The 25,941-nt window shown below is 60.8% G+C and carries 26 protein-coding genes; 15 read left to right on the forward strand and 11 right to left on the reverse strand.

The window, feature by feature from the left end; translation table 11 throughout:
* Positions 1-165: 165 nt before the first annotated feature.
* Positions 166-660 carry a flavin reductase gene (locus FHT92_RS26235; protein ID WP_183830811.1) on the forward strand — a complete coding sequence of 165 codons (495 nt, stop codon included), beginning with the start codon at positions 166-168 and terminating at the stop codon, positions 658-660.
* 10 nt (positions 661-670) lie between these two features.
* Entirely contained in the window at positions 671-988 is a 318-nt protein-coding gene (locus FHT92_RS26240; protein WP_112547728.1) for a TfoX/Sxy family protein, read from the forward strand.
* Here the strand turns inward: FHT92_RS26240 and FHT92_RS26245 are convergent, their stop codons facing one another.
* From FHT92_RS26245 to FHT92_RS26265, 5 genes are all read right to left on the reverse strand, one after another.
* Positions 989-1,411: an NUDIX domain-containing protein gene (locus FHT92_RS26245; RefSeq protein WP_183830813.1), complete on the reverse strand. Its 423-nt coding sequence runs from the start codon at positions 1,409-1,411 to the stop codon at positions 989-991. It abuts the gene before it with no gap.
* 6 nt (positions 1,412-1,417) lie between these two features.
* On the reverse strand, positions 1,418-2,908 hold the full coding sequence (locus FHT92_RS26250) for a DEAD/DEAH box helicase (RefSeq protein WP_183746959.1): 1,491 nt from the start codon (positions 2,906-2,908) through the stop codon (positions 1,418-1,420).
* 155 nt (positions 2,909-3,063) lie between these two features.
* Complete coding sequence (locus FHT92_RS26255) at positions 3,064-4,386, reverse strand: peptidoglycan DD-metalloendopeptidase family protein (RefSeq protein ID WP_183830815.1); 1,323 nt, start codon at positions 4,384-4,386, stop codon at positions 3,064-3,066.
* A 105-nt stretch (positions 4,387-4,491) separates the two neighbouring features.
* Positions 4,492-5,310, reverse strand: a complete 819-nt coding sequence (locus tag FHT92_RS26260; protein WP_183830817.1) for a ferritin-like domain-containing protein — start codon at positions 5,308-5,310, stop codon at positions 4,492-4,494.
* Positions 5,307-5,780 (reverse strand): peroxiredoxin, encoded by a 474-nt coding sequence (locus FHT92_RS26265; protein ID WP_183746967.1) that lies wholly within the window; start codon positions 5,778-5,780, stop codon positions 5,307-5,309. Before FHT92_RS26265 ends, FHT92_RS26260 begins: the two co-directional genes overlap by 4 nt.
* Positions 5,781-5,898: 118 nt before the next feature.
* Here FHT92_RS26265 and FHT92_RS26270 point away from each other — a divergent pair, with 118 nt between their 5' ends.
* Together FHT92_RS26270 and FHT92_RS26275 are read left to right on the forward strand one after the other, a co-directional pair.
* Positions 5,899-9,291 carry a DUF3971 domain-containing protein gene (locus FHT92_RS26270; protein WP_183830819.1) on the forward strand — a complete coding sequence of 1,131 codons (3,393 nt, stop codon included), beginning with the start codon at positions 5,899-5,901 and terminating at the stop codon, positions 9,289-9,291.
* A 16-nt stretch (positions 9,292-9,307) separates the two neighbouring features.
* On the forward strand, positions 9,308-9,790 hold the full coding sequence (locus tag FHT92_RS26275) for a GNAT family N-acetyltransferase (RefSeq protein ID WP_183746973.1): 483 nt from the start codon (positions 9,308-9,310) through the stop codon (positions 9,788-9,790).
* Positions 9,791-9,863: 73 nt separating this feature from the next.
* On the opposite strand, the gene tyrS is transcribed toward FHT92_RS26275, so the two are convergent.
* Positions 9,864-11,120 (reverse strand): tyrosine--tRNA ligase, encoded by a 1,257-nt coding sequence (gene tyrS, locus FHT92_RS26280; protein ID WP_183830821.1) that lies wholly within the window; start codon positions 11,118-11,120, stop codon positions 9,864-9,866.
* A 120-nt stretch (positions 11,121-11,240) separates the two neighbouring features.
* Between tyrS and FHT92_RS26285 the strand changes: the two genes are divergently transcribed.
* Positions 11,241-12,365, forward strand: a complete 1,125-nt coding sequence (locus tag FHT92_RS26285; protein WP_183830823.1) for an anhydro-N-acetylmuramic acid kinase — start codon at positions 11,241-11,243, stop codon at positions 12,363-12,365.
* Positions 12,362-12,889, forward strand: a complete 528-nt coding sequence (locus FHT92_RS26290; protein WP_183830825.1) for a GNAT family N-acetyltransferase — start codon at positions 12,362-12,364, stop codon at positions 12,887-12,889. Before FHT92_RS26285 ends, FHT92_RS26290 begins: the two co-directional genes overlap by 4 nt.
* Here FHT92_RS26290 and FHT92_RS26295 read toward each other — a convergent pair.
* Positions 12,882-13,559 carry an alpha/beta hydrolase gene (locus tag FHT92_RS26295; protein ID WP_183746983.1) on the reverse strand — a complete coding sequence of 226 codons (678 nt, stop codon included), beginning with the start codon at positions 13,557-13,559 and terminating at the stop codon, positions 12,882-12,884. The two genes, FHT92_RS26290 and FHT92_RS26295, sit on opposite strands and share 8 nt — an antisense overlap.
* A gap of 216 nt (positions 13,560-13,775) precedes the next feature.
* On the opposite strand from FHT92_RS26295, the gene FHT92_RS26300 reads away from it, so the two are divergent.
* From FHT92_RS26300 to FHT92_RS26340, 9 genes are all read left to right on the forward strand, one after another.
* Entirely contained in the window at positions 13,776-14,942 is a 1,167-nt protein-coding gene (locus tag FHT92_RS26300) for a cysteine desulfurase family protein (protein WP_183830827.1), read from the forward strand.
* Between the two features lie 142 nt (positions 14,943-15,084).
* Entirely contained in the window at positions 15,085-16,554 is a 1,470-nt protein-coding gene (gene sufB, locus FHT92_RS26305) for a Fe-S cluster assembly protein SufB (protein ID WP_183830829.1), read from the forward strand.
* Position 16,555: 1 nt separating this feature from the next.
* Complete coding sequence (locus FHT92_RS26310; RefSeq protein ID WP_183830830.1) at positions 16,556-16,810, forward strand: hypothetical protein; 255 nt, start codon at positions 16,556-16,558, stop codon at positions 16,808-16,810.
* A 78-nt stretch (positions 16,811-16,888) separates the two neighbouring features.
* A complete protein-coding gene (gene sufC, locus FHT92_RS26315) occupies positions 16,889-17,644 on the forward strand; it encodes a Fe-S cluster assembly ATPase SufC (protein ID WP_183830832.1) in 756 nt (251 codons plus the stop codon).
* A 23-nt stretch (positions 17,645-17,667) separates the two neighbouring features.
* Positions 17,668-18,942 (forward strand): Fe-S cluster assembly protein SufD, encoded by a 1,275-nt coding sequence (gene sufD / locus FHT92_RS26320; protein ID WP_183830834.1) that lies wholly within the window; start codon positions 17,668-17,670, stop codon positions 18,940-18,942.
* Positions 18,943-18,954: 12 nt separating this feature from the next.
* Positions 18,955-20,196 carry a cysteine desulfurase gene (locus FHT92_RS26325; RefSeq protein WP_183830835.1) on the forward strand — a complete coding sequence of 414 codons (1,242 nt, stop codon included), beginning with the start codon at positions 18,955-18,957 and terminating at the stop codon, positions 20,194-20,196.
* A 10-nt stretch (positions 20,197-20,206) separates the two neighbouring features.
* Positions 20,207-20,581 carry an SUF system Fe-S cluster assembly protein gene (locus tag FHT92_RS26330; protein WP_183830837.1) on the forward strand — a complete coding sequence of 125 codons (375 nt, stop codon included), beginning with the start codon at positions 20,207-20,209 and terminating at the stop codon, positions 20,579-20,581.
* A 90-nt stretch (positions 20,582-20,671) separates the two neighbouring features.
* Positions 20,672-21,067, forward strand: a complete 396-nt coding sequence (gene sufA / locus FHT92_RS26335; protein ID WP_183830840.1) for a Fe-S cluster assembly scaffold SufA — start codon at positions 20,672-20,674, stop codon at positions 21,065-21,067.
* A gap of 105 nt (positions 21,068-21,172) precedes the next feature.
* The gene (locus FHT92_RS26340; protein ID WP_183830841.1) at positions 21,173-21,793 is read left to right on the forward strand and encodes a LysE family transporter; all 621 of its coding nucleotides are present in this window, start codon (positions 21,173-21,175) and stop codon (positions 21,791-21,793) included.
* A 13-nt stretch (positions 21,794-21,806) separates the two neighbouring features.
* Here FHT92_RS26340 and FHT92_RS26345 read toward each other — a convergent pair whose 3' ends face one another.
* From FHT92_RS26345 to gcvH, 4 genes are all read right to left on the reverse strand, one after another.
* On the reverse strand, positions 21,807-22,112 hold the full coding sequence (locus FHT92_RS26345) for a flagellar basal body protein (RefSeq protein ID WP_183747014.1): 306 nt from the start codon (positions 22,110-22,112) through the stop codon (positions 21,807-21,809).
* A gap of 195 nt (positions 22,113-22,307) precedes the next feature.
* The gene (locus FHT92_RS26350) at positions 22,308-22,553 is read right to left on the reverse strand and encodes a DUF982 domain-containing protein (RefSeq protein ID WP_029869121.1); all 246 of its coding nucleotides are present in this window, start codon (positions 22,551-22,553) and stop codon (positions 22,308-22,310) included.
* Between the two features lie 138 nt (positions 22,554-22,691).
* Positions 22,692-25,556 carry an aminomethyl-transferring glycine dehydrogenase gene (gcvP, locus tag FHT92_RS26355; protein WP_183830843.1) on the reverse strand — a complete coding sequence of 955 codons (2,865 nt, stop codon included), beginning with the start codon at positions 25,554-25,556 and terminating at the stop codon, positions 22,692-22,694.
* Complete coding sequence (gcvH, locus tag FHT92_RS26360) at positions 25,556-25,918, reverse strand: glycine cleavage system protein GcvH (RefSeq protein ID WP_029868842.1); 363 nt, start codon at positions 25,916-25,918, stop codon at positions 25,556-25,558. The genes gcvP and gcvH overlap by 1 nt, the downstream gene beginning before the upstream one ends.
* Positions 25,919-25,941: the final 23 nt, after the last annotated feature.

Consider the following 25,941-nt stretch of genomic DNA (forward strand, 5'->3'; position numbering starts at 1 on the left):
GCAGGTCTCTCGTCTTGTCCATGCCCTTTTATCCGCACGGCGGCAATCGTCAAAGAAAAACAAGCGTGTTCTCCAGCTTTTAGAGCGTGCCATTGTAGAAAAGGTAACCGATGCCCGCCATATTGGTGAAATAACAAAAACAAGATACCGATTGTGGAGAAGCATGTGTTGAACAGGCAGCATATCGATCCCGGCCTCTATCGCGATGCCATGAGCCGCTATGCCGGCCATGTGCAGCTGCTGACGACAGCGCTCGGTGAAGCCCGCCGTGGCGTCACCATCACGGCTGCCTGCTCGGTATCCGACAATCCGGCTTCCGTTCTCGTCTGCCTCAACAACACCAATGAGAAGAACGAGATCTTCTGGCGCAGCGGCATCTTCGCGCTGAACTCGCTTGGCGCCCACCATCAGGTTGTTGCCGATGCCTTTTCAGGCCGCACCCAGCTGGAAAACGGGGATCGTTTCTTGAGCGCCCGCTTCGAAACGCTGGTAACGGGCGCGCCGGTACTTGCCGATGCGCTTGCCGTCTTCGACTGCCGGGTGACCGATATCAAGGAAATGCCGACCCATAACGTCATCTTCGGCGAGGTCGCTGCCGTTCGCTTCACCGAGATCCACCCGGCGCTTCTCTATTTGAACCGTGGGTATCACACGATATAGGCTCAGCAGAATGGACAATGCCGGCATCGAGGAAATGTTTCAGTCGCTTGGACCCGTCACCATCAAGCGCATGTTCGGCGGCAAGGGCATCTATCATCTCGGCCGTATCCTGGCACTCGAAGTGCGCGACGAAATCCTGCTGAAGGCCGACGAAGAGAGCGCACCGGAGTTTGCCGCGGCGGGTGCTAGCCAATGGTTCTACGAGGGCAAAAAGGGCGCTCCGGTGAAGATGCCCTACTGGAGCATTCCCGACGAAGCCTATGACGACCCCGATGTCATGGCGCGCTGGGTGCGGCTTGCCTACGAAGCAGCGCTGCGGGCCGAATGATCAGCGCAATTGCCCGGCCGGAAGAGTTGATATCGCAACCCTGGTGAAAGCCGACAGTGGCTCCGGCAGGTCGGCAAGACCGAACCAGCCGAAATCCGAGAGCTTGTCCGGTTCCGTCAGTTGCGGCTCACCCGTGACTTCACGGGCGACATAAAGAAGTGAAATCCAGTGCTGGCGGTCGGCTTCGATGATCTGTTCGGTCAAGCCGATGCGTTCGATGCGGCCGATGGTCAGTCCCGTTTCCTCTTCCGCCTCGCGACGCGCGGCTTCCTCGGCCGGCTCCATATGGTCGACCTTGCCGCCGACGATATTCCAGTAGCCGGCTTCTGGCGGACGCACGCGCTTGTAGAGAAGGATCTTGCCGTCGCGCAAAATCACCAGGCCTACACCGAGGCCTGGGAAATCAATGCCGGGCTTGCCCATGGGGGCTCAGATCTTGGCGTTGGCTGCGATCAGCATGAAAGCGGGGATATCGTCGCCGAATCCGACCGGTGTCGGGCCATCGTCGTGATCACGGTGGCGGCGACGTTCGCGATTGTCGTCGTTTGCCGGATAGGGCCGATTGCCACGCGCATTATTCTGCGGCTTCTGCTCTGCTTTGCGCTCGTTCTTCACGCTGTCGGCCTTTGCTGCTGCTTCCACGACTTCGCCACCATTATCTTCGGCGTTGATATCAGATTTATGACTCGAAGACCGGCGGTCGCGGCCACGATCCCTATCCCGCTCACGACCCTTTCCGCGGCGGGGAGACCGCTCGCTGTCGCGGCTTTCTTCAGCCGGCGGCAGGGCGGAGAGATCGCCGTTTAGCCATTCAACCTTTTCGCCGATCAGCTTTTCGATCGCGTCGGCATGTTTCTGGTCGTGGCGGGTGACGATGGTGAAGGAAGCGCCGGAACGACCGGCGCGGCCAGTACGGCCGATGCGGTGAACATAATCTTCCGAATGGATCGGCACGTCGAAATTGAAGACGTGGCTGACATCGGGAATATCGAGGCCGCGGGCGGCGACGTCGGAGGCAACGAGCAGCTTGATGTTGCCGTCCTTGAAGTTCGCGAGCATAGTCATCCGCGAGCGCTGGTCCATATCGCCATGAAGGGCGCCGACGGAGAAGCCGTGGCGGTCCAGCGAACGGAAGAGATCAGCGACGTCTTTCTTGCGATTGCAGAAAATGATCGCGTTCTTGAGGTCTTCCTGGGCGCGGATGAGATCGCGCAGGACAGCGCGCTTCTCGTAATCCTTGCCATGCGAAGCGACGAAGCGCTGCGTGATGGTCTTGGAGGCCGATGCGGGCTTGGCGACCTCGATACGTTCAGGGTTCTGCAGGAAGCGATCCGCAAGCTTCTGGATTTCCGGCGGCATGGTGGCCGAGAAGAACAGCGTCTGACGGGTGAAAGGGATCAGCTTGGCGATGCGTTCGATATCGGGAATAAAGCCCATGTCGAGCATGCGGTCGGCTTCGTCGATGACGAGGATTTCGACGCCGCTCATCAGGAGCTTGCCTCGTTCGAAATGGTCGAGAAGGCGGCCGGGGGTGCAGATCAGCACGTCTGCGCCACGCTCGAGCTTGCGGTCCTGATCTTCAAAGGAAACACCGCCGATGAGGAGGGCGACGTTGAGGCGGTGGTTCTTGCCGTATTTTTCGAAGTTCTCGGCAACCTGGGCGGCGAGTTCCCGGGTCGGCTCCAGGATCAGCGTGCGGGGCATGCGAGCGCGGGCTCGGCCCTTTTCCAGAAGTGACAGCATGGGAAGAACGAAAGATGCCGTCTTGCCGGTACCGGTCTGCGCGATGCCGCAGATGTCGCGGCGCTCAAGCGCGAAGGGAATTGCCCCGGCCTGAATGGGAGTGGGAATCGTGTAGCCCGCATCGGTAACAGCGGAGAGCACTTTGGGGCTCAAACCAAGTTCAGCAAATGTCGTCAAAGGGAAAACTGTTTCCGTTTCGTTCGGCCGGTCTCTGGCGAGTCGGCAGGATTGCATGCCGCAATGGTGGGCGACATATTCCGAAACGGCCGGCAAGTCAAGGAAGAGCGTCTCCACCCCAGGGAGCGAGGTGAAGCGTTCGTTACCGCGACCGGCTATTTTATATAAGTGGCAAGTTTAAGGCCGGCATTCATGAAATAGATCGGATCGACCGCATGTCCATCCTGGCGCACCTCATAATGCAGATGCGTGCCCGTTGACCGACCTGTGCTGCCGGCAAGCCCGATGACATTGTTGCGGTCAACCGTGTCGCCGACCCTGACCAGAATTTCCGACATATGGCCGTAGCGCGTCGAAATACCGTTGCCGTGATCGACCTCGACCATGTTGCCGTAGCCTCCGGTCCAGCCGGCTGCAATCACCTTGCCGGGCGCGGTAGGGCGAATCCTTTCACCCGGCGAGAAGCGGAAATCGATGCCGGAATGCAGGGCAAGCCGGCCGAGGAAAGGATCGCGCCGGTTGCCGAAGGGGCTGGTGACTTCCTTGCCAATGGCCGGATTGCGAAAGGGCAGGGATTCGGCGGTGCTGCGCACCGCTTCCAGACGCGTCAGCGCGCCATCGAGCTGCACGAGCGAATTGTTGAAATCGTCGTCGCTTTCGGGCTCCACGTAAGGACCGCCGACGGCACCGTCCTCTTTTTCCTTGGCGGCGATCGTCTCAGCCGGAACGGCGATGTGGAAGCGGTCGAGCACGCCCTCGATCGTATCGGCGGCGTTGCCGGCGTCGCTCGTGAGCTGATCGATGCGGTTCTTCTGATCCTGCTCGACGGTCTTCAGCGAGAGCGTGACCTTGGAAAAAATGCGGTCGGCACGGTCGCCGACGGTTTCCTCTGATGGAACATAGGCGAGGGTGGAGTTGTCGGGGGCGCCCGCGTCGACCGGCTTGTTATCGGCTGACATGAGCTTTTCGATCGCCTGTGCACCACCGGAAAGCGATGCGCGCTTGTCCTTGATGTCAGGCGCATAAGCTTGCGCCGGTACATCGGTTACAGGAGCATCCTTGCCCGTCAGTCCTGAGGTTTCGGCGCGGTCGAGCAGGTTGTCGAGCTTTCCGTGGCGTGAGGTCAGCGCCATCTGCTGTTCCATCAGCTTGTCGACCTTGTCCTCGACCACCTGCTGGTCGAGAAGCTGGCGGGAGGTGATGCGGTCGACCTGGGCGCGCAGTGCGGCGATGCGATCCTCATAGTCATGCTGCATACGGGCCTGGCGGGCCATGGTCGCGCCGATCAGGTCATCGCGCAGCACCAGGTAGGAGGTGGCCAGCAGATAGCCGATTGAGAAGACGCCGACGAAGCAGAAGGCCACCGCCGCCATCCAAGGCTTCACCGTCATGTGACGCACCTTGTCGCCACTCGCAAGAATAAGGACGTGTTCCTGCGCCCTCTTGCCGAATACCCGACTGTGATGTCCGTTCGTCACCGAGGGTCCCCCAAAGATTCGCTTTCAGCGCCTGCCCCATTGAGAGATGATTACATACTTTTATGGTTAACAGCCGGTTTACGTCAGCAAGCCAGAGCTTACCAATCAGCTCTGGCTGGTCGAGGTCAGCGCCCTGTAGAAAGAGGGCGTAAGCCCGGCTTCGGCGCGGGCCACATCATTGAACGGTGCCTTCAGCGGACCGCGGAAATTGGCCCGCACCAGCTCCTGGAATGTCCTCGCAGGATCACGCTTCTCACGCGCACAGAGGAAGCGGAACCATTTGGCGCCGACGGCGACATGGCCTTTCTCGTCATTGTAGATGACGTCGAGGACGGCGGCGCTTTCGAGGTCGCCGGTCTCGCGCATCTTGGCCTGCAGCGCAGGCGTAACATCCAGTCCGCGCGCTTCGAGAATGAGCGGCACGACGGCCAGGCGGGCCGTGAGATCGTTGCGGGTCGAATGCGCTGCCTGCCAGAGGCCGTCATGGGCGGGCAGATCGCCGTAATCGGCGCCGAGATCGTTGAGCCGTTTCCGCACCATGCGGAAGTGCTTGGCCTCTTCGTAGGCCACCTGCATCCAGCCGTCAAAGAAGGAATTCGGCACATGCGCCGAGGCAAATCGCGCCACGATGTCGAGCGCCAGGTCGACGGCATTGAGCTCGATATGGGCGATTGCGTGGAGCAGGGCGACCCGGCCAGGCACGGTATGCAGCGAACGCTTCTCGACCTGGGTCGGCGGCACCAGCAGAGGCTTTTCCGGCCTTCCGGGACGCTCGGGCAGCGGCGCGTCCAGCGGCGAGCGCAGCGAGATGCGACGTGCGAACCACCTGGTAGCGCTTTCCTGCGCGAGCTCTGTCTTGCGGTCGAGATCGGCGGAGCGGATTGCATCGATCGCGCCGCCGCGCAGCGACGTGATCGCCGTCACGCGGCAAGATTCCGGACGGCTTCGAGCACCGTTGCGGCATGGCCCGGCACCCTGACCTTCTGCCATATGGTGGCGATGGTGCCGTCCCTGCGGATCAGGAAGGTCGTGCGCTCGACGCCCATGAACGTACGGCCATACATCTTTTTCTCCTTCCACACGCCATAGGCCTGCAGCACCGTCTTCTCTTCGTCCGAGGCAAGCGCCACCGTCAGCTTGTGCTTCTTGATGAAGCGGTCATGGCATGCGGCCGAATCGGGCGACATGCCGACTATGGCGGCGCCGGCGGCTGCGAACTCATCGGCAAGTGCGGTGAAATCCAGAGATTCGGTCGTGCAGCCCGTCGTGTCATCCTTGGGATAGAAGAACAGGACCACCGGCTTGCCGTGATAATCAGAGAGCGAAATGCGCCCGCCGCCGTCGCGCGGGAGGCTGAAATCGGGAGCACGGGAGCCAATACCGGGTGCAGACATCTCAAAACTTTCTTTTGCCGGGTTTAGGGGAGATACTATATCAGGCAGGTTATATAGTGGATGAAACGGCGTCCCGCCCAGAGCCGTTCAAATCAGATTCAGGAGTTTCCCAAGGCGCATGTCAGCCATCCGCGGCGAAAAGGTCACGTTCCGCAAGAAGGACATCGTCGCCTTGCACAACCTGCCTTCAGCGCAGGTGAAGGACCCGCTTATCGTGCATTGCCCGCCGCCGCGCTCCCGCATGCGCGGCACAGCGAAGGTCACGGGCGGATTCTGCGCAGTCATCCTGTTCATCCTGGCGGCAATCGTCTTCACCATCGAAAGCGGGATCATTGACGCGCCGCTATCGCAGCAGGCGCAGTCGGCGTTGAACAGCGCACTGGGGCCGCGCTACCGTGCCGAAGTCGGTTCCACCGTCATCCGCTTCACATCCGGCCTGCGGCTGGCGCTCGAAGCGCGCGACGTCAACATGATCGACCAGCAAAGCGGCCAGCATCTTTCGACCACATCCTCCATGCGGATGGCGCTCGATCCGCTTCAGCTCTTTCGCGGCCGCGTTGCGATATCATCGGTGGAAGCCGACGATATCGCCCTCGACACGTCGCTGCTTCCATCAACCGCTCCCATCACGCTTGACGATCTGCGTGTCGATGCCATTCCGGCGGCAATGGAGACGATCTTCTCGCATCTCGACTTGTTCGAAACCTTCGTCGAACGCGGCGGTACCGGCTCCGTGCGCATCTCCGGCATCGACATCAAGCTCGCAGATACGGCAAATGGGCCGCTTTCCCTCGTCGTCGACAATCTCGCCTTCGAACATGCCGGGCCGAACTCGCTGCGGCTCAGCGGCCAGATTTCCATCAACGGCGAGGCGGCTGATCTCAATGTGATCACCGAGCAGGCGAGCGGGCGCGCCTCCCGGCTCGATGGCACATTGTCGCATGCCGACCTCACTCCCTTTGCGCTGAAGCGCAACGAACAGGGCGAGAAACGCCAGGGCCTCAATACGTTCGGCGATCTTACCATTTCCGCGGTCAGAGCTGCCGACGGCGTCAAGCCGTCGCTCAATGCGGCTCTCAAACTCGATCCGGGCCTTATCTATGTCGACGGCGATTCTCAGGAATTGACGGACGGGCAACTCAATCTGGCCTATGACTTCGACAAGCAGACGCTGGAGATCGCCAAATCGCAGCTGCATCTCGGCCCGACTGTGCTGCCGATCAGCGGGGCACTGATCGACCTCGACAAGCTCGATCCGAATGCGGGCAAGGGGTTCGGCATCGACGCGCTGATCAGCGGCGGCACGGCGGCACCCAATTCCGGCGAGCAGCCGTTGTCTTTCGATCTGCAGGCGACCGGACGCTACCTCGTCGCCGGCCGTGAATTCCAGTTTTCGAATATGGTGGCTTCCTCGCCGCTTGGCTCCCTCTACGGAGCGCTGCACGTCCGGCTGAACGATAAATCACCGGAGATCAGTTTTGCCGGCCAGTCCCAGCAGATGCAGACGACGGCGGTCAAGCAGCTCTGGCCTTTCTGGATGGCGTCCAAAGCGCGGGTCTGGGTGCTGGCAAACCTCTTCGGCGGCGTGGTGACCGATGCGTCCATTTCCGTCTTCATCCCGCCAGGCCGGCTGGACGAGGCAGCGGGAGGACGTGGCCTGCGGCTCGACGAAAACCAACTCCGCATCGCCTTCGACATCGCCGGTACGCGCCTGAATGTCGCCGGCGAGATCCCACCGGTGCGCGATACGGCAGCGCATTTCGACCTGACGGGCGGAAAGGCGACGATCTCGCTCAAGAGCGGCACCTCCTATTTCCCCTCCGGGCGTTCAGTAGCGGTGCAGCCGGGCACCTTCGTGATGCCGTCAGTCTATGACAAGCCACTAATGGCCGAAGCCGACATTTCCGTATCAGGCTCAGCGGATGCTGTGGGCGAGCTTCTGACCTACAAGCCGATCAAGGTGCTGCAGCGCGCGGGCTTTGTGCCCGACGACCTTAAGGGCACTATCGACGCGCATGTGCAGGCGCGTTTCGGACTTCTGTCCTCGCAAAACCCGCCGCCACCCGAATGGCAGGCGCAGATGAAACTCACCGACGTCGCGCTTGCCAAGCCGTTCTCGGGCCGCGTCATCACCAATCTCGACGGCATGCTCGATGCCGATCCGCAGCAGGTGAAGGTCAAGGGCAAGGCCGACATCGACGGCGTCTCCGCTGATATCGATATGCTGGAACCAGTCGACAAATCTTCCGGGATCGAGCCACAGCGTGTGATCACGGCAACGTTGAACGGCGACCAGCGCGACAAGTTGCTGCCGGGCCTGTCCGGCATCCTCGGCGGCAGCGTCAAGCTGGTGCTGACGCGTATCGACGAAGACCGGCAGGACGTTCAGCTCGACCTCGGCAAGGCATCGCTCGATCTGCCCTGGATCGGCTGGTCGAAGGGCAGCGGTATTCCCGCTAATGCCGAATTCGAGGTTTCCGGCCCGCCTGACAATACGCAGGTCAAGAATTTCCGTCTGAAGGGGGATGGCTTTGGGGCGACCGGGGCGCTCGTGATCGGCAAGAGCGGGTTGATATCGGCGGATTTCGATAGCGTGAAGCTGTCTTCCGTCGATGATTTCGGGCTGTCGCTGAAGCGCAGCAAGGGCGGCTTCGATATTTCCGTATCCGGAGCCAGCGCCGATGCGCGACCGATCATCGCCCGCCTGAAATCGGATTCGGACAGCGATGGCAATGGCAGTGACAACAGCAGCATAAGCGTACGGGCGAAGCTGCAGAACATCATAGGCTTCAATGACGAGAAGATCGGCAATTTCCAGGCGCAGATCGCCATGAGCGGCAGCCGACTGCAATCGTTGAATTTCTCCGGCATCACCGATAGCGGCGAGGCGGTCGTCAGCCAGATGCAGAGCGGCGGCGTCATCAACATCACCAGCGGCGATGCCGGCTCCGTCTCACGCTTTGCCGATCTGTATCAGCATATGCAGGGCGGGCTTCTCAATCTGGCTATCCGTCTCAATGCGGGCGGCGGCTGGGATGGCTCGCTCGACGTGCGCCGCTTCTCGATCGTCAACGAGCAACGCCTGCGCTCGATCGTTTCCACGCCTGTCGGCTCGGACCAGCGCAGCCTCAGCGAAGCCGTGAAGCGGGATATCGATACCTCCTCGCAACGCTTCCAGCGTGGCTTTGCCCGTGTCGTCTCACGCGGCGGGGCGATCTCCATCGAAAACGGCGTGCTGCGCGGCGACCAGATCGGCGCCACTTTCCAGGGCGTCGTGCGCAACGCCAGAGGCAATATGGACATGACCGGCACCTTCATGCCGGCTTACGGGCTCAACCGGCTATTCGCCGAATTGCCGCTGATCGGCGTCATTCTCGGCAATGGTTCCGACCGCGGCCTGATCGGCATCACCTTCAAGCTGACCGGCAAGTTCGACCAGCCGAACCTGCAGATCAACCCACTGTCGGTCATCGCGCCCGGCGTCTTCCGCCAGATCTTCGAATTCCAGTGAATGCCTGAGGATACCAGTGAAGAACTCGATCCTGATCCGGCCCTACAGGCCTGCCGACAGCGATGCGACGATCGAGATCTTTCTGCGCGCCATCCGCGAAGTCTCGTCGAAAGACTATTCGCCTGAGCAGATCGATGCCTGGGCGCAGGTGGAAGACGCTGCAAAATGGGCGGAGCGCAGGATCAGCCGGCCGGGCTGGATCGCGGAGATCGACGGCAAGTCGGTCGGCTTCTCCGATCTCACGCCGGACGGGTGCCTCGACATGATGTTCGTGCATCCGGCTTTTCAGGGCCTCGGCGTTGCCGGCCGCCTACTGACGCGCGTCGAAGAGGAGGCGGAAGCGCTTGGTATCGATCGGATCTACACGCATGCCAGCCTGACGGCGCAGCCATTTTTCGAGCGCAAGGGGTTCCGGATCCTCACACGGCAGACCGTCGAACGGCGCGGGCAGCGGTTCGACAATTTCGTGATGGAGAAATTCTACTCGGGCCGCTCCTGAGCTTTCGGCTCAAGCCAGACAAGAAAAAGCCGGCGCGAAGGCCGGCCTTTTTGGTTCGTGTCGCTCGCGCCGATCAGGCTGCGCGACGGATCAGGATGTGCTTCTTCTTGCCGAGCGACAGCTTGATGACGCCATCAGCAGTGATTTCTCCGCTGCCGATCATCTTTCGCTCGTCGCTGACAGCCTGGTCGTTGATGCGCACGGCACCGCCCTGGACATGACGGCGGGCTTCGCCGTTCGAGGCGGCAAGACCGGCACGGACGATCAGGGAGAGCAGACCGATGCCGGCATCGAGTTCGGAGGCAGGAACCTCGACGGAGGGCAGGTTTTCGGAGAGACCGCCTTCCTCGAAGGTCTTGCGCGCCGTCTCAGCCGCCTTTTCGGCGGCTTCACGGCCGTGCAGGATCGCGGTGACCTCGGTTGCCAGGATCTTCTTGACTTCGTTGATCTCGGAACCCGCGAGTGCCGACAGGCGGGCGATCTCATCCATCGGCAGCGTAGTGTAGAGCTTCAGGAAGCGCGCGACATCGGCGTCTTCCGTGTTGCGCCAGTACTGCCAGAAGTCATAGGCCGACAGCATGTCGGCATTCAGCCACACGGCACCGGTCGCAGACTTGCCCATCTTGGCGCCGGACGAAGTCGTCAGCAGCGGCGAGGTCAGCGCATACAGCTGCTTCGTCCCCATGCGGTGACCGAGATCGATGCCGTTGACGATATTGCCCCACTGATCTGAACCGCCCATCTGCAGGCGGCAGTCATAGCGCTTGGCAAGCTCTACGAAGTCGTAGGCCTGGAGGATCATGTAGTTGAATTCCAGGAAGGACAGCGACTGTTCGCGGTCGAGGCGCGTCTTGACGCTGTCGAAGGACAGCATGCGGTTGACCGAGAAATGCTTGCCGACATCGCGCAGGAATTCGAGATAGTTCAGCGAGCGCAGCCATTCGGCATTGTTGATCATCAGCGCCTCCTTCGGACCATCGCCGTAATTCAGGTAGTTCGAGAAAACGCGCTTGATCGAGGCGATGTTGCCTTCGATCGTATCGACAGTCATCAGCTGGCGGGCCTCTTCCTTGAACGAGGGATCACCGACCATGCCGGTGCCGCCACCCATCAGCGAGATGGCGCGATGGCCGGTCTTCTGCATCCAGTGGAGCATCATGATCTGGATGAGCGATCCGGCATGCAGGCTGGGTGCGGTCGGATCGAAGCCGATATAGGCCGTCACGGTTTCCTTGGCGAAGAGATCGTCGAGGCCGCTTTCATCGGAAATCTGATGAATGAAGCCGCGCTCTTGCAGCGTGCGGAGGAAATCAGACTTGAACTGCGACATGGGCTTCGTCTCTTGAACGTCGAACGGGATTGGGATTGACGCTTGTTGAACCGTCGCGGCGCGTTTAGCACTGTTTTTCCAAAAGTGCATCCGGGAATCGCATGAAAGGCTCGCGGCGCAATGGATATCGTCAGGACTGCGATCGGTTTGATGAGCGGCACCTCGATGGACGGCATCGATGTGGCGTTGCTCAGGACAGACGGGCGAGGTTTCATCGAGCGCGGACCGTTTCTGGGCGTTACCTATGATGGCGGTTTTCGCGAGCGGCTGAAGCGTGGGCTCGATCTGGCACGGCCGCTGACCGATCGCAATGCACGACCGGACGAATTGCGCGACATCGAGATTGAACTCACTCTACGTCATGCAGATGCCGTTACGGCATTTCTCGATAAATTCGGACTCAGAAGCGGCGATGTCGATGTGCTCGGTTTTCACGGCCAGACCGTGTTGCACCGGCCTGACGATGGGCTGACGATCCAGATCGGCGATGGAGAGCTGCTGGCGAAACGCACCGGCATTCCTGTCGTCTACGACATGCGCGCCAACGACATGGTTCATGGCGGGCAGGGTGCGCCGCTAGTGCCGGCCTATCATGCTGCGCTTGCCGGCCGCTTTCAACAGCAAGGGCAGACGGTCTGCTTCGTCAATATCGGCGGCATTTCGAACCTCACCTATATCGGCGTGGAGGGGCGCATCGCCGCCTTCGATAGCGGCCCCGGCAACGCGCTGATCGACCAGTGGGTGGAGATGCAGACCGGCAAGACCTACGATCCCGGCGGCGAGATCGCCGGGCGCGGGCAGGTGGTGGCCGAAATTGCCGCCCGCTATCTCGGCAGCCCGTTCTTCCAGGGCAATATCCGGCGCTCGCTCGACCGTGGCGATTTCAGACCGCTGGCAGATGGTGAGGCGAGCCTGGAGGATGGTGCGCGCACGCTTGCGCATGTGGCTGCCGCCTCGATCGTCAAATCGGCCTCCTATCTGCCGCAAAGCCCCTCCGTCTATATCGTCTGCGGCGGCGGTCGGCTGAATGACACGATCATGGCTGAGTTTGCCGATATGGCCGGGAAGAACGGTTCTCGTGTCATGAGTGCTGAAGAGGCCGGTTTCGACGGCGACGCGATGGAAGCGGAAGCCTGGGCCTATCTGGCAGTACGCTCGCTGGAGGGACTGCCGCTCACCTATCCCGGCACGACGGGCGTCAGCCATCCGGTTACCGGCGGCGTGCTGACGGAACCGGCAAGATGAACGGCAACGTCATCTTCGAAACGCCGCGCCTTGTTGCCGTCATGTGGAATCATTCCGATGTCGACCTGATCCATGACCTGCATTCGACGATCGAGACGACGCGTTACATGTCCGGAGCGGCGCCGTGGTCGCGGGAAAAGTGTGAGGAGAGGCTACGGACTTATCTGGCCGAGCAGGTGCGCTACGGCACGACGAAATACAAGATCGTCAGCCGCGAAGACGGCCGCTTCATCGGCCGTGCCGGAATCTCGCTGTATCACACTGGCGAATATGAGATGGGCTATGCCCTTTACGCTCGCGAATGGGGCAAGGGATATGCGACGGAAATTGCGGGAAGCGTTGCCGACTGGTTCTTTTCCAGAGATCTTGCGCCTCATTTCATCGCCTTCACGCACCCGGACAATCTCGCCTCGCAGCACGTATTGAAAAAGATCGGCATGCGGGAGCGCGGGCCGATCTTTATCGAAGGTGTCAAAGGCGTGGAATTCGCGATGACGGCCGCCATGCGGCGGACCGTTACCTGATCCGTTTGGCTGCCGGTTCCGGCACGAGTTCGCCGTTGAGGCGGCGGTCGAGGTAATCCTCGCATTCGGCCATCAGCGTGTCCACCTGGCCGTTGAAGAAGTGGTTGGCGCCAGGTACCGTGCGGTGGGTGATGAGAATGCCCTTCTGGGTCTTAAGCTTCTCGACGAGGCCGTTGACGTCCTTTTCCGGTGCCACCTTATCCGCCTCGCCGTTGATGATCAGGCCGGAGGAGGGGCATGGCGCCAGGAACGAGAAGTCATAGGTATTCGGCTGCGGCGCAATCGACATGAAACCTTCGATTTCCGGACGACGCATCAGAAGCTGCATGCCGATCCAGGCGCCGAAGGAATAGCCGGCAACCCAACAGGTTTTAGAATCAGGATGCAGGCTCTGCACCCAGTCCAGGGCGGAGGCGGCATCCGAAAGCTCACCCGCGCCGTGGTCGAAGTCGCCCTGGCTACGGCCGATGCCCCGGAAATTGAAGCGCAGTGTCGTAAAACCGCGCTTCTGGAACATGTAGAAGAGCTGGTAGACGATCTGGTTGTTCATCGTGCCACCAAACTGCGGATGCGGGTGCAGAATGACGGCGATCGGTGCGCTTTTTTCCTTGGAGGGCTGGTAGCGGCCTTCAAGACGGCCGGCTGGGCCGTTGAAAATAACTTCGGGCATCGGTACTCCGGGTTTTATTTCGCGTCCACGCTACGTTTGGCGACAACATGACTTGACGACGGTTGTCAGCTTTTCTAAAACGCAGTTTAGAACAATTCGAAACTTGCATGGCGATCCACGCAGCGTGGAACGTGTCATAAGGCAAGCCCGGCGGAAATTTCAAGAAAAATGCACCGCCGCGCTCAAGCAAGGTCGTCAAGCGCAGGACCGAAGACAATGGCGCCGCCACGCCTTTATCTCGATTGGAACGCAACATCGCCGATGCACCCTGCAGCGCGTGAAGCGATCATGCGCGCCGTGGACATCTTCGGCAATCCCAACTCCGTGCATGGCGAGGGCCGCGCTGCGCGCGCAGCCATCGAGGGTGCGCGCCGCAAGGTGGCGCTGTTGACGGGCACCGACCCTGCCAATGTTGTCTTTACGAGCGGTGCGACCGAAGCCGCCAACATGGTGCTGACGCCTGATTTCAGCATGGGCCGCACGCCGCTGAAGCTCGGCCGCCTCTATCATTCCGCCGTCGAGCATCTGGCAATCCGCGAAGGCGGCCGTTTCCCTAAGGACAGGACGACCGAGATCCCGGTTACCGATGCCGGCATCGTCGATCTGACGGCGCTCTCCGCACTTCTCGACGCTCATGACAAGTCCACGGGCCTGCCGATGGTGGCGATCATGTTCGTCAACAACGAGACGGGCATCGTCCAGCCGGTCGAAGAAGCGGGCAGGATCGTGCGTGCCCATGGCGGGCTCTTCGTGGTCGATGCGGTACAGGCGGCCGGCCGCCTGCCGATCGAAATCGGGCCGATCGGCGCGGATTTCATGATCATTTCCTCCCATAAGATCGGCGGCCCGAAGGGCGCCGGCGCGCTGATCGCCCGCGGCGAAGCGCTGATGCCGAAGGCGCTGATCCGCGGTGGCGGGCAGGAGAAGGGTCACCGCTCGGGGACGCAGAATTCTCTTGCGCTGATCGGTTTTGGGGCGGCGGCAGAAGCCGTGCTGCAGAACCTTGAAGAGCGCAACGCCGCGATTGCCGCACTCCGCGACCGGCTTGAGGCCGGCATGTGCGCTGCGGCACCCGATGTCATCATTCACGGCGCCGGCGGCCCGCGCGTTGCCAATACCATCTTCTTCACACTTCCCTGCCTGAAGGCGGAGACCGGGCAGATCGCCTTCGATCTCGAAGGCGTGGCGCTTTCGGCAGGTTCGGCCTGCTCGTCCGGCAGGGTCGGCGAAAGCCATGTGCTGACGGCGATGGGCCGCGATCCGAAGCTCGGAGCCTTGCGCATGTCGCTCGGCTTTTCGACGACGGAAGAAGACGTAGACCGGGCGATTGCCGCCTTTGTGAAAATTGCCTCCCGGCGAAAGCTGGCGGGCGAGGCGGCCTGATCGCCTCACAAACTTGCGGAAACGCAATTTTCTACTTGCCATCAGGGCTGAAAAGTCCCTTTTGGCCACTTATATCTGGGGCAAGTCAATTGCCCCACTGACAAGCTGCCGGACCTTTTCTCCGGCGAGATTGGAGAGTGACATGCCTGCTGTCCAGGAAACGGTCGATCGCGTCCGCCAGATCGACGTGGACCAGTATAAATACGGCTTCGAAACCGTCATTGAAATGGACAAGGCACCCAAGGGCCTTTCCGAAGACATCATCCGCCTGATCTCTTCCAAGAAGCAGGAGCCGGAATGGATGCTCGAATGGCGCCTGGAAGCCTACAAGCGCTGGCTGACGATGGACGAGCCCACCTGGGCGCGCGTCGATTATCCGAAGATCGATTTCAACGCGATCCACTATTACGCGGCGCCGAAGAGCACGCCTGGCCCGAAGTCGCTGGACGAAGTCGATCCTGAAATCCTCAAGGTCTATGAGAAGCTCGGCATCCCGCTGAAGGAACAGGAGATCCTCGCCGGCGTCGAGAAGCCGAAGATCGCCGTCGACGCTGTCTTCGATTCCGTCTCGGTCGTGACGACCTTCAAGGAAGAGCTGAAGAAGGCCGGCGTGATCTTCATGTCGATCTCGGAAGCGATCCGCGAGCATCCGGATCTCGTGCAGAAATATCTCGGCTCCGTCGTTCCGACGACCGACAACTATTATGCGACGCTGAACTCGGCTGTCTTCACCGACGGCTCCTTCGTCTTCGTGCCGAAGGGCGTGCGTTGCCCGATGGAGCTTTCCACCTATTTCCGCATCAACGAGAAGAATACCGGCCAGTTCGAGCGCACGCTGATCATCGCCGAGGAAGGCGCTTACGTGTCCTACCTCGAAGGCTGCACCGCACCGCAGCGCGATGAAAACCAGTTGCACGCCGCCGTGGTCGAGCTGATCGCGCTCGACGATGCCGAAATCAAGTATTCTACCGTCCAGAACTGGTATCCGGGCGACAAGGACGGCAAGGGCGGCATCTACAACTTCGTCACCAAGCGTGGCGATTGCCGCGGCGATCGTTCGAAGATCTCATGGACGCAGGTCGAAACCGGTTCCGCGATCACTTGGAAATATCCGTCCTGCATTCTGCGTGGCGATGATTCCAGAGGCGAGTTCTACTCGATCGCCGTTTCCAACGGCCATCAGCAGATCGACAGTGGTACCAAGATGATCCATCTCGGCAAGAACACGTCGAGCCGCATCGTCTCCAAGGGTATCGCCGCTGGTGTCTCACAGAATACCTATCGCGGCCAGGTTTCGGCTCACCGCAAGGCTTCGAACGCCCGAAACTTCACGCAATGCGACTCGCTCTTGATCGGCGACAAGTGCGGCGCCCATACCGTGCCCTATATCGAGGCGAAGAACTCGACGGCGCAGTTCGAGCATGAAGCGACGACCTCGAAGATCTCCGAGGACCAGCTGTTCTATTGCCTGCAGCGCGGCATTCCGACCGAGGCAGCGATCGCGCTGATCGTCAACGGCTTCGTCAAGGAAGTGCTGCAGGAACTGCCGATGGAATTCGCCGTCGAGGCGCAGAAGCTGATCAGCATCTCGCTGGAAGGCTCTGTCGGCTGATATGAGCGAGGCGGACAAGAAGCGAATTCTTGAACGCCTGACGAATATGCGCGGGGAGATCCTGTCGAAGATAGGCCCCCGCGAGCAAAGATACGAGACGGAAACGCCGCCGGAGCGACCCTATGTGTTTCTTCGGCAGCGTATGGAAAAGCTGGAAAAGCCGGCGGGGATCGTTCAGGAGATATCCAACTCTCTTGAATTCCTTTGGCTCATAGCCTCCGCGGTTTTCCGTGTCATTCGTATCTTCTGGCGGTAGCGCCGACACAACATGTCGATGTCCTTAAAATTGCGCGAGGCTCCGAAGAGCTACGCAGACAGAACGCAGGAACCAAAGATGCTTGAAATCAAGAACCTTCATGCCCGCATCGCCGAAGACGGCACCGAGATCATCCGTGGCCTGAACCTGACCGTGAAGGCCGGCGAAGTGGCCGCCATCATGGGCCCGAACGGCTCCGGCAAATCGACGCTGTCCTACATCCTTTCCGGCCGCGAAGACTATGAAGTGACCGAAGGCGATATCCTCTACAACGGCGAGAGCATCCTCGAGCTCGATGCTGCCGAGCGCGCCTCCAAGGGCATCTTCCTGGCCTTCCAGTACCCGGTCGAAATTCCGGGCGTTGCCACCATGCAATTCCTGAAGGTTGCGATGAACGAGCAGCGCAAGGCACGCGGCGAAGACGAGCTGACGACGCCGGATTTCATGCGCCGCGTCAAGGAGGCTGCCGCCAAGCTGCAGATCAATACCGACATGCTGAAGCGCCCGCTGAACGTCGGCTTCTCCGGTGGTGAGAAGAAGCGCGCCGAGATCTTGCAGATGGCGCTGCTTGAGCCGAAGCTTTGCGTGCTCGACGAAACCGACTCCGGCCTCGACATCGATGCGCTGAAGATCGTTGCCGACGGCGTCAACGCGCTGCGTTCGCCTGACCGTGCCGTCGTCGTCATCACCCACTACCAGCGCCTGCTCGATTACATCGTGCCGGATACTGTCCACGTTCTCTACAAGGGCCAGGTGATCAAGTCCGGTGACAAGACGCTGGCGCATGAGCTGGAAGCCAACGGCTACGCCGACATCATCGGCGCCGCAGCCTGACCGTGGCGGAAAGGACGACGTCCATGAACATGCAAACGACGAGCCGCCTGACTGCGGCCGAATCGGCGCTGATCGAAGCGTTCAACGAGCAGATCGGCGAACTGCCGGGCAATGGTGCGGTGACCGCGTTGCGCGACCGGCTGCTCGACGACCTGAAGAAGCAAGGCCTGCCGACGCGCCGCATCGAGGCCTGGCACTATACCGACCTCAAGAACCTGCTGCGCAACGTTCCGGCTAAGGCAGGTGACGCCGGCTCTGAAGCGCTGGAACCGCTGGTCGAGGGCTCTCCGGTTCTGTCCGTCATTCAGGGCAGGGCCGCCAACAAGGCTTCGGCTGGCGATCTTCAGGTTTCTTCCTATTCCGAAAAGCTGATCGACGGTTCTGCCGCTACCGGCCTCGACGCGCTTGGCAATGACGATGCTGTCGGGCGTATCAATGGCAGCTTCGTCAAGGACGGCTATGCCGTCGAAGTGCCTGAAGACACCGAGCTTGAAGAGCCACTGGAAGTCCAGTTTGTGCATGCCGGCGGCGACATCCATACCCGCCTGCCGGTCGCCCTTGGCGCCAATGTGAAGGGTGTCGTCATCGAGCGTCACCAGTCGGTGACAGACAATGCCGCGCTCGTGTCGCATGTCAGTGACATCACGGTCGGGCAGGGCACGGAGCTGACCTGGATCATCCTGCAGCAGCAAGGGGCCGAGGATACACATCTTGGCCAGATCCGTGTCGATCTCGGCGCCAACGCCAAGCTGAAACTCTTCGTCATCAATGCCGGCGGCAAGCTGGTCCGCCAGGAACTGAACATCAAGGTAACGGGCGAGGGCGCCGATCTGACGCTGCGCGGCATCAACCTGCTCGGCGGCGAGACGCATACGGACGTGACGATGGTCCTCGGCCACAACGTGCCGCATACCGGCTCGACGGAAGTCATCCGCAATGTCGTCTTCGACCGCGCCAAGGGTGTCTTCCAGGGCATGATCCGGGTTGCACCCGATGCCCAGAAGACCGATGCGAAGATGGCCTGCAACACGCTGCTGATGTCCGATGATGCCGAATTCTCGGTCAAGCCCGAGCTCGAAATCTTCGCCGACGACGTGCAGTGCGGCCATGGCGCGACGGTTGCCGATATCGACCACAACCATCTCTACTACCTGATGGCTCGTGGTATTCCGGAGAACAAGGCACGCGCCATGCTCGTCAACGCCTTCGTCGCCGAGATCGTCGAGGAACTGGAAGACGAAGCCCTGGTCGAGGCGCTGGAAGGCGTCATTTCGGCCTGGCTGGAAAAGCACGCCTGATCGGACAGCGCCATGGACAAGATCGTACCGGCAACCACCTATGATGTCGAAGCCATCCGCAGGGATTTCCCGATCCTTTCGGAGAAGGTGCATGGCAAGCCGCTGGTCTATCTGGACAACGGCGCTTCCGCCCAGAAGCCGCAGGCGGTGATCGATGCGATCTCGCATGCCTACAGCCACGAATATGCCAATGTGCATCGCGGCCTGCATTACCTCTCCAATGCGGCAACCGAAGCCTATGAAGCGTCGCGCGAAAAGGTGCGCCGGTTCCTGAATGCACCTTCGGTTGATGACATCGTCTTCACCAAGAATTCGACCGAGGCGATCAACACGGTCGCCTACGGCTGGGGCATGCCCAGGATCGGCGAGGGCGACGAGATTGTGCTGACGATCATGGAGCATCACTCCAATATCGTGCCCTGGCATTTCATTCGCGAGAGGCAGGGCGCCAAGCTCGTCTGGGTGCCTGTCGACGATGAGGGCGCCTTTCATATCGAGGATTTCGAAAAGAGCCTGACCGACAGAACCAAGCTCGTCGCGATCACCCATATGTCGAATGCGCTCGGCACCATCGTCCCGGTCAAGGAAGTCTGCCGCATCGCCCATGAGCGCGGCATTCCGGTGCTGATCGACGGTTCGCAGGGTGCCGTGCATCTGCCCGTCGACGTGCAGGATATCGATTGCGACTGGTATGTCATGACCGGCCATAAGCTCTATGGCCCCTCCGGCATCGGCGTGCTCTACGGCAAAAAGGACCGGCTGAAGGAGATGCGGCCGTTCCAGGGCGGCGGCGAGATGATCTTCGAAGTGAGCGAGGATGTCGTCACCTATAATGACCCGCCGCACCGTTTCGAAGCCGGCACGCCGCCGATCGTGCAGGCGATCGGGCTTGGTTATGCGCTCGACTATATGGACAAGATCGGCCGCGAGAATATCGCAGCCCATGAGGCGGACCTGACAGCGTATGCCGAAGAGCGGCTCAAGGCGATCAACTCGCTCCGCATATTCGGCAATGCGCCGGGCAAGGGCGCGATCTTTTCCTTCGAGCTCGCGGGCATTCACGCCCATGACGTCTCGATGGTGATCGACCGCCGGGGCGTTGCCGTCCGCGCCGGCACGCATTGCGCCATGCCGCTCTTGAAACGCTTCGGCGTGACCTCCACATGCCGGGCATCCTTCGGCATGTATAATACCCGCGCCGAAGTGGATGCGCTGGCCGATGCGCTCGACTATGCGCGCAAGTTCTTTGCTTGAGGAAGAAGCCATGAGCCTGGATGAACAGAAGATAGACGTGCGAGAGGGCATCGTGCATTCCAGCATTCCCGAAGAGGAACTGGCGCGTCTCAGCGATGACGTGATCGGCGCTCTCAAGACCGTCTACGACCCGGAAATTCCGGCTGACATTTTCGAGCTCGGCCTCGTCTACAAGATCGATATCGAAGACGACCGCATGGTGAAGATCATGATGACGCTGACGGCTCCGGGCTGCCCGGTTGCCGGCGAGATGCCGGGCTGGGTGGAAAATGCCGTCGGTGCCGTCGAAGGCGTTTCGGGCGTCGAAGTCGAAATGACTTTCGATCCGCCGTGGACGCCGGACCGTATGTCGGAGGAGGCGCAGGTCGCCGTTGGCTGGTATTGACCGATCGGTATTGATCCGTTTACCCGCGGTGACTACATTGACTCACCAAGCACCGGATCTTGACCCCGGTTGTCGAAGGAGATTGAGCCCATGGGCTTTGCAGTAATGAGCATGACGGAAGCCGCCGCAGAACGCGTGAAGGCGATCGTCGGCAATGGCGGGCCGAATGCCAAGGGCATTCGCGTCGGCATCAAGAAGGGTGGCTGCGCCGGGATGGAATATACCATCGACATGGTGACGGAACCCAATGCTAAGGACGACGTGATCGAGCGCGACGGCGCCAAGGTCTGGATCGAGCCTTCGGCTGTTCTGTATCTGCTCGGCACCGAACTCGGCTTCGAAACGACGACGCTGCGTTCCGGCTTCATCTTTACCAATCCGAACCAGACATCGGCCTGCGGCTGTGGTGAGTCCGTAGAGCTGAAGCCCGCCGATCTCGCAGCGCTTGCCACACGCGGCGATGCCGTGGTTCCGGCTCAGCATTAACAGTTTTCCATTGAAATTGCCTGATGGCCGCCATAATTGGCGGCCTTTTGATTTTTATGAGTCTGTCCGAGACCGACAAGCGACCGAGAAGAAACGAAGCGGACAATGCTCCTCCTGTTCCTCAAGGGCGCCCTCCTGGGTGTCATCATCACTGCGCCGCTCGGGCCGATCGGAACGCTCTGCATCAACCGCAGCCTCGAGAAGGGGTTCTGGTATGGCTTTTCCGGCGGGCTGGGGACTGCGCTCGGGGATGCGAGCTATGCACTGGTCGCTGTCGCCGGGATTGCCGCTTTCTCCGAAACCATGTCGATGGCCACCATCCCGCTGGCGCTTGGGGGTGGGCTGATGCTGCTCTGGCTCGGCTGGCGCGGGCTCAAAAACAAGGGAAAGATCAAGGCGGCAAAGATCGATGCGGCCGACTTCCTGCATACGACCATATCGACCTTCCTGTTGACCATTTCCAATCCGGCGACGATCCTCTCCTTCGGCGCACTGTTTGCCGGCCTCGGCCTGACGGAGGAGACGCGCCGGTTCAGTTCGGCGATGATCGTCTCGGGTGTCTTCATGGGATCCCTGCTCTGGTGGTTCTGCCTGAGCGGTGCCGTAAGCCTTGCAAGAGACCGGCTCTCGACCGATTTCACGGCCAAGGTCGGCCGGGCGACGAGCGTTATGCTGATTGCCTTCGGCGCCGTGGCGCTCGGCTCAGTGGCTTATTCAATCGTATAAAGCAGAAGAGCGCTTAATCGCGCCTGATGCTCATCAGCACGTCCCAGAGATCGGCGCCAGTTTCGAAGACCGCCGCATTGGCCTTATAGCTCTGTTCGGTCTCGACGAGGTCGGTCAATTCGGTCGCGAAATCCACATCCTGGTCCGTCTCGGTGACGCTTGCCTGCACGCCTGAAGCTTCCACGGACTGGAAGCTGGTGTTGAGCCGGCCGTAACCCGGTGTGCTCGCATTGGCGACGTTGTTGGCGATCGCGCCGGCGCGCTTCGTCTGCGCCAGCATTCCCGAGAGAGCCGTATTCGTGACTGCAGAAATGCTCATCGACCGTTTCCCTGTTTCCGGACATCAGCGTTGTACCGGCAAGGGTTTAGGGAAAGCTGAATGGCTTCGGTTAGCGAAAGGCGAGGGGATCTGCGACGTTTGTGCCGAAATGGCACGCGAGTCTCAGCGGCCGGCTCTCATACCCGTAATCACGAATGCATAGCTGCGCATCAGCTCCTTGCCAACAGCCGCCGTTCACGCCTTGATGTCGAGGCCAGCTTCGACTGCGGCGGCAATGAAAGCCTTTCGCGCATCCTCGCCGGTGCGCTTGCCCTTGATGACATCGGCGCAGATCAGCAGCGCCTGATCAAGTGCGGCACCATCTTCCGTCGGCCAGTCCTCGATCATCGCCCAGGAGGCCGCCTGGGTATTGGCGATGGTCTCATATTGGCCGGGCTCTTCGAGGGCAACGAGCACAGGCTTCGACCAGGGCGCCTGCATTCTTGCTTCGCTTTGATCCTGAGACATGGTGTGATCTTCCTTCGTGCATTCCATCAGAATTAGGAAAGCCCCTCCCGTGAAGGAAGGGGCTTTGATTGTCCAGCCCTTTGCTTTCGCATCGGGCGTCCAGCTTGACCTTTACTCAGCAGCTTCTGCGTAAGCCTCGACGGGCGGGCAGGTGCAGATCAGGTTGCGGTCACCGTAGACGTTGTCGACGCGGTTGACAGGAGACCAGTACTTGTCCACGCGGAAGGCGCCGGGTGGGAAGCAGGCCTGTTCGCGCGAATAGGGACGATCCCATTCGCCGACCAGGTCTTCCACCGTATGGGGGGCGTTCTTCAGCGGGTTGTTCAGCTTGTCCGAACGGCCTTCCTCGATGTCGCGGGCTTCCTGACGGATCGCCAGCATCGCTTCGCAGAAGCGGTCGAGCTCGGCCTTGGTTTCGGATTCGGTCGGCTCGATCATCAGCGTGCCGGCAACCGGCCAGCTCATGGTCGGTGCATGGAAGCCGCAGTCGATCAGGCGCTTGGCGACGTCATCGACGGTGACGCCGGCACTGTCGACCAGCGGGCGGGTGTCGATGATGCATTCATGCGCCACCCGGCCGGCAGCCGACTTGTAAAGCACATCATAGGCGCCCTTGAGGCGGGCAGCGATATAGTTGGCGTTGAGGATCGCTACCTTGGTTGCCTGCGTCAGGCCTTCACCGCCCATCATCAGGCAGTAACTCCAGGAAATCGGCAGGATGGAAGCCGAGCCGAAAGCTGCTGCAGAAACAGCACCCGAACGACCGTCCGTTTCCGGATGGCCGGGCAGGTGAGGTGCCAGATGCGACTTGACGCCGATCGGACCCATGCCGGGACCGCCGCCGCCATGCGGGATGCAGAAGGTCTTGTGCAGGTTCAGATGCGACACGTCGGAGCCGATGTCACCGGGGCGAGACAGGCCGACCATGGCGTTCATGTTGGCGCCGTCGAGATAGACCTGGCCACCGTGCTTGTGCACGAGGTCGCAGATTTCCTTGACCGTTTCCTCGAACACGCCATGCGTCGAGGGATAGGTGATCATGCAGCAGGAGAGATTCTCCGCATGTTGCTCCGCCTTGGCACGGAAATCGTCGAGGTCGATATCGCCATTCTCGCGTACCTTCACGACGACCACTTTCATGCCGACCATCTGGGCCGAGGCAGGATTGGTTCCGTGCGCCGATGTCGGGATGAGGCAGACGTCGCGGTGACCCTGGCCATTGGCAATGTGGTAATTGCGGATGGTCAGGAGGCCTGCATATTCGCCCTGCGCGCCGGAATTTGGCTGCATGGAGAAAGCATCGTAGCCGGTGACGGCGCAGAGCTTTTCCGTCAGGTCATCGATCATTTCGCGATAGCCGAGCGCCTGGTCGGCGGGCACGGAGGGATGGATGTCGGAAAATTCCGGCCAGGTGATCGGCAGCATTTCGGCCGTCGCGTTCAGCTTCATCGTGCAGGAGCCGAGCGGGATCATGGAGCGGTCAAGCGCCAGATCGCGGTCGGAGAGCCGGCGGATGTAGCGGGTCATTTCGCTTTCGGCGCGGTTCATGTGGAAGATCGGATGCGTCAGGTATTCGCTGGTGCGCAAGAGATCTTTCGGCAGGCGATAGGAGGGCTCGAAATCGGCGATCTGGAAATTGCCGCCGAAGGCGCGCCAGACGGCTTCCAGCGTTGCCGGTCGGGTGCGCTCGTCAAGCGACATGCCGATCTTCGTCTCGCCGACCTTGCGCAGGTTCACACCTTCGGCGACGGCTGCGCGCAGGATGAGACCCTGCATGTGGCCAACATCGACGGTGATCGTGTCGAAGAAGGTCTCCGGCTCAACCTTGTAGCCGAGCTTTTCCAGGCCCTTGGCCATCAGCACGGCCTTCTGGTGGACCTGCTGGGCGATCGCCTTGATGCCCTTGGGACCGTGGAAGACGGCATACATGGAGGCCATGACGGCGAGCAGAACCTGCGCGGTGCAGATGTTCGACGTCGCCTTTTCACGGCGGATATGCTGTTCGCGCGTCTGCAGCGACAGGCGATAGGCGCGATTGCCGCGGGCATCGACGGAAACGCCGACGAGACGGCCAGGCATGGAGCGCTTGATGGCATCCTTGACCGACATGTAGGCCGCGTGCGGACCACCGTAGCCAACCGGAACGCCGAAACGCTGCGAGGAACCGATGGCGATGTCGGCGCCCATTTCGCCCGGCGACTTCAGAAGCGTGAGCGACAGAATATCGGCGGCAACGACGGCGATGGCGCCCGTCTGGTGCAGGCGGGAGATCAGGCCGGTGAAATCGCGCACATGGCCATGCGTGCCCGGATACTGGAAGATCGCGCCGAAGACATCGACCGGATCGAGATCCTTGAAGGGGTCGCCGACGATGACGGACCAGCCGAGTGGCTCGGCACGGGTCTTGATCAGCTCGATCGTCTGCGGATGGCAGTCTGCATCGACGAAGAATGCTTTGGCCTTCGACTTGGAGACACGCTCTGCCATCGCCATGCCTTCGGCAGCGGCGGTGGCTTCATCGAGCAGCGAGGCGTTGGCGACGTCGAGACCGGTCAGGTCGCAGATCATCGTCTGGTAGTTCAGGAGCGCTTCAAGGCGTCCTTGAGAAATTTCCGGCTGGTAGGGCGTGTAGGCCGTGTACCAGGCCGGGTTTTCCAGGATGTTGCGCTGGATGACCGGAGGCGTGATCGTGCCGTAATAGCCCTGGCCGATCAACGAGGTCAGGACCTTGTTCTTGTTGGCGGTTTCGCGCAGCTTGTCGAGCGCTTCGCGTTCCGTCATCGGCGCGCCCCAGACGAGCGGCGCCTTCTGGCGGATGGCCGGCGGTACGGTCGCGTCGATCAGCGCATCGAGGCTCTTGTAGCCGATGACACCGAGCATATCCGACATTTCAGACGGCGAGGGGCCGATATGACGACGATTGGCGAAGTCATAGGGCTGATAGTCGGTGAACTGGAATTCGGTAGGCGTCGTCATTACGCAGTCAGCTCCTTGTAGGCTGCTTCGTCGAGCAGGCCATCGGCATCGGAGAGGTTCTTGAGCTTGAGCTTGAAGAACCAGCCAGCACCCTGCGGATCAGAATTGACGAGCGACGGGTCGGCGACAATCGCCGGATTGACCTCGACGATCTCGCCGTCGAGCGGGCAGTAGACATCCGAAGCTGCCTTGACGGATTCGACGGTTGCGGCGTTGCCATCCTTGGAGAAGGTGGCGCCGACCTCAGGCAATTCCACGAAAACGAGATCGCCGAGCTGCTCGACAGCGTAGGTGGTGATGCCGACGGTCGCGACATCGCCTTCGAGCTTCAGCCATTCATGTTCCTGGGTAAATTTCAGCATGGAAAAATCCTCTCGCAATGGGG

Source organism: Rhizobium sp. BK377, assembly GCF_014193935.1.
In the GTDB taxonomy this organism is placed as follows: Bacteria; Pseudomonadota; Alphaproteobacteria; order Rhizobiales; family Rhizobiaceae; genus Rhizobium.

Coding starts and splice junctions, on each gene's coding strand:
- FHT92_RS26325 (WP_183830835.1), top strand. CDS start 18,955: ATGGACAAGATCGTACCGGCAACCACCTATGATGTCGAAGCCATCCGC.
- sufA (WP_183830840.1), top strand. CDS start 20,672: ATGGGCTTTGCAGTAATGAGCATGACGGAAGCCGCCGCAGAACGCGTG.
- sufC (WP_183830832.1), top strand. CDS start 16,889: ATGCTTGAAATCAAGAACCTTCATGCCCGCATCGCCGAAGACGGCACC.
- FHT92_RS26265 (WP_183746967.1), bottom strand. CDS start 5,780: ATGTCTGCACCCGGTATTGGCTCCCGTGCTCCCGATTTCAGCCTCCCG.
- FHT92_RS26310 (WP_183830830.1), top strand. CDS start 16,556: ATGAGCGAGGCGGACAAGAAGCGAATTCTTGAACGCCTGACGAATATG.
- gcvH (WP_029868842.1), bottom strand. CDS start 25,918: ATGCTGAAATTTACCCAGGAACATGAATGGCTGAAGCTCGAAGGCGAT.
- gcvP (WP_183830843.1), bottom strand. CDS start 25,556: ATGACGACGCCTACCGAATTCCAGTTCACCGACTATCAGCCCTATGAC.
- FHT92_RS26340 (WP_183830841.1), top strand. CDS start 21,173: ATGCTCCTCCTGTTCCTCAAGGGCGCCCTCCTGGGTGTCATCATCACT.
- FHT92_RS26245 (WP_183830813.1), bottom strand. CDS start 1,411: ATGGGCAAGCCCGGCATTGATTTCCCAGGCCTCGGTGTAGGCCTGGTG.
- sufD (WP_183830834.1), top strand. CDS start 17,668: ATGAACATGCAAACGACGAGCCGCCTGACTGCGGCCGAATCGGCGCTG.
- FHT92_RS26285 (WP_183830823.1), top strand. CDS start 11,241: ATGGATATCGTCAGGACTGCGATCGGTTTGATGAGCGGCACCTCGATG.
- FHT92_RS26300 (WP_183830827.1), top strand. CDS start 13,776: ATGGCGCCGCCACGCCTTTATCTCGATTGGAACGCAACATCGCCGATG.
- FHT92_RS26350 (WP_029869121.1), bottom strand. CDS start 22,553: ATGCAGGCGCCCTGGTCGAAGCCTGTGCTCGTTGCCCTCGAAGAGCCC.
- FHT92_RS26330 (WP_183830837.1), top strand. CDS start 20,207: ATGAGCCTGGATGAACAGAAGATAGACGTGCGAGAGGGCATCGTGCAT.
- FHT92_RS26240 (WP_112547728.1), top strand. CDS start 671: ATGGACAATGCCGGCATCGAGGAAATGTTTCAGTCGCTTGGACCCGTC.
- sufB (WP_183830829.1), top strand. CDS start 15,085: ATGCCTGCTGTCCAGGAAACGGTCGATCGCGTCCGCCAGATCGACGTG.
- FHT92_RS26345 (WP_183747014.1), bottom strand. CDS start 22,112: ATGAGCATTTCTGCAGTCACGAATACGGCTCTCTCGGGAATGCTGGCG.
- FHT92_RS26290 (WP_183830825.1), top strand. CDS start 12,362: ATGAACGGCAACGTCATCTTCGAAACGCCGCGCCTTGTTGCCGTCATG.
- tyrS (WP_183830821.1), bottom strand. CDS start 11,120: ATGTCGCAGTTCAAGTCTGATTTCCTCCGCACGCTGCAAGAGCGCGGC.
- FHT92_RS26295 (WP_183746983.1), bottom strand. CDS start 13,559: ATGCCCGAAGTTATTTTCAACGGCCCAGCCGGCCGTCTTGAAGGCCGC.
- FHT92_RS26270 (WP_183830819.1), top strand. CDS start 5,899: ATGTCAGCCATCCGCGGCGAAAAGGTCACGTTCCGCAAGAAGGACATC.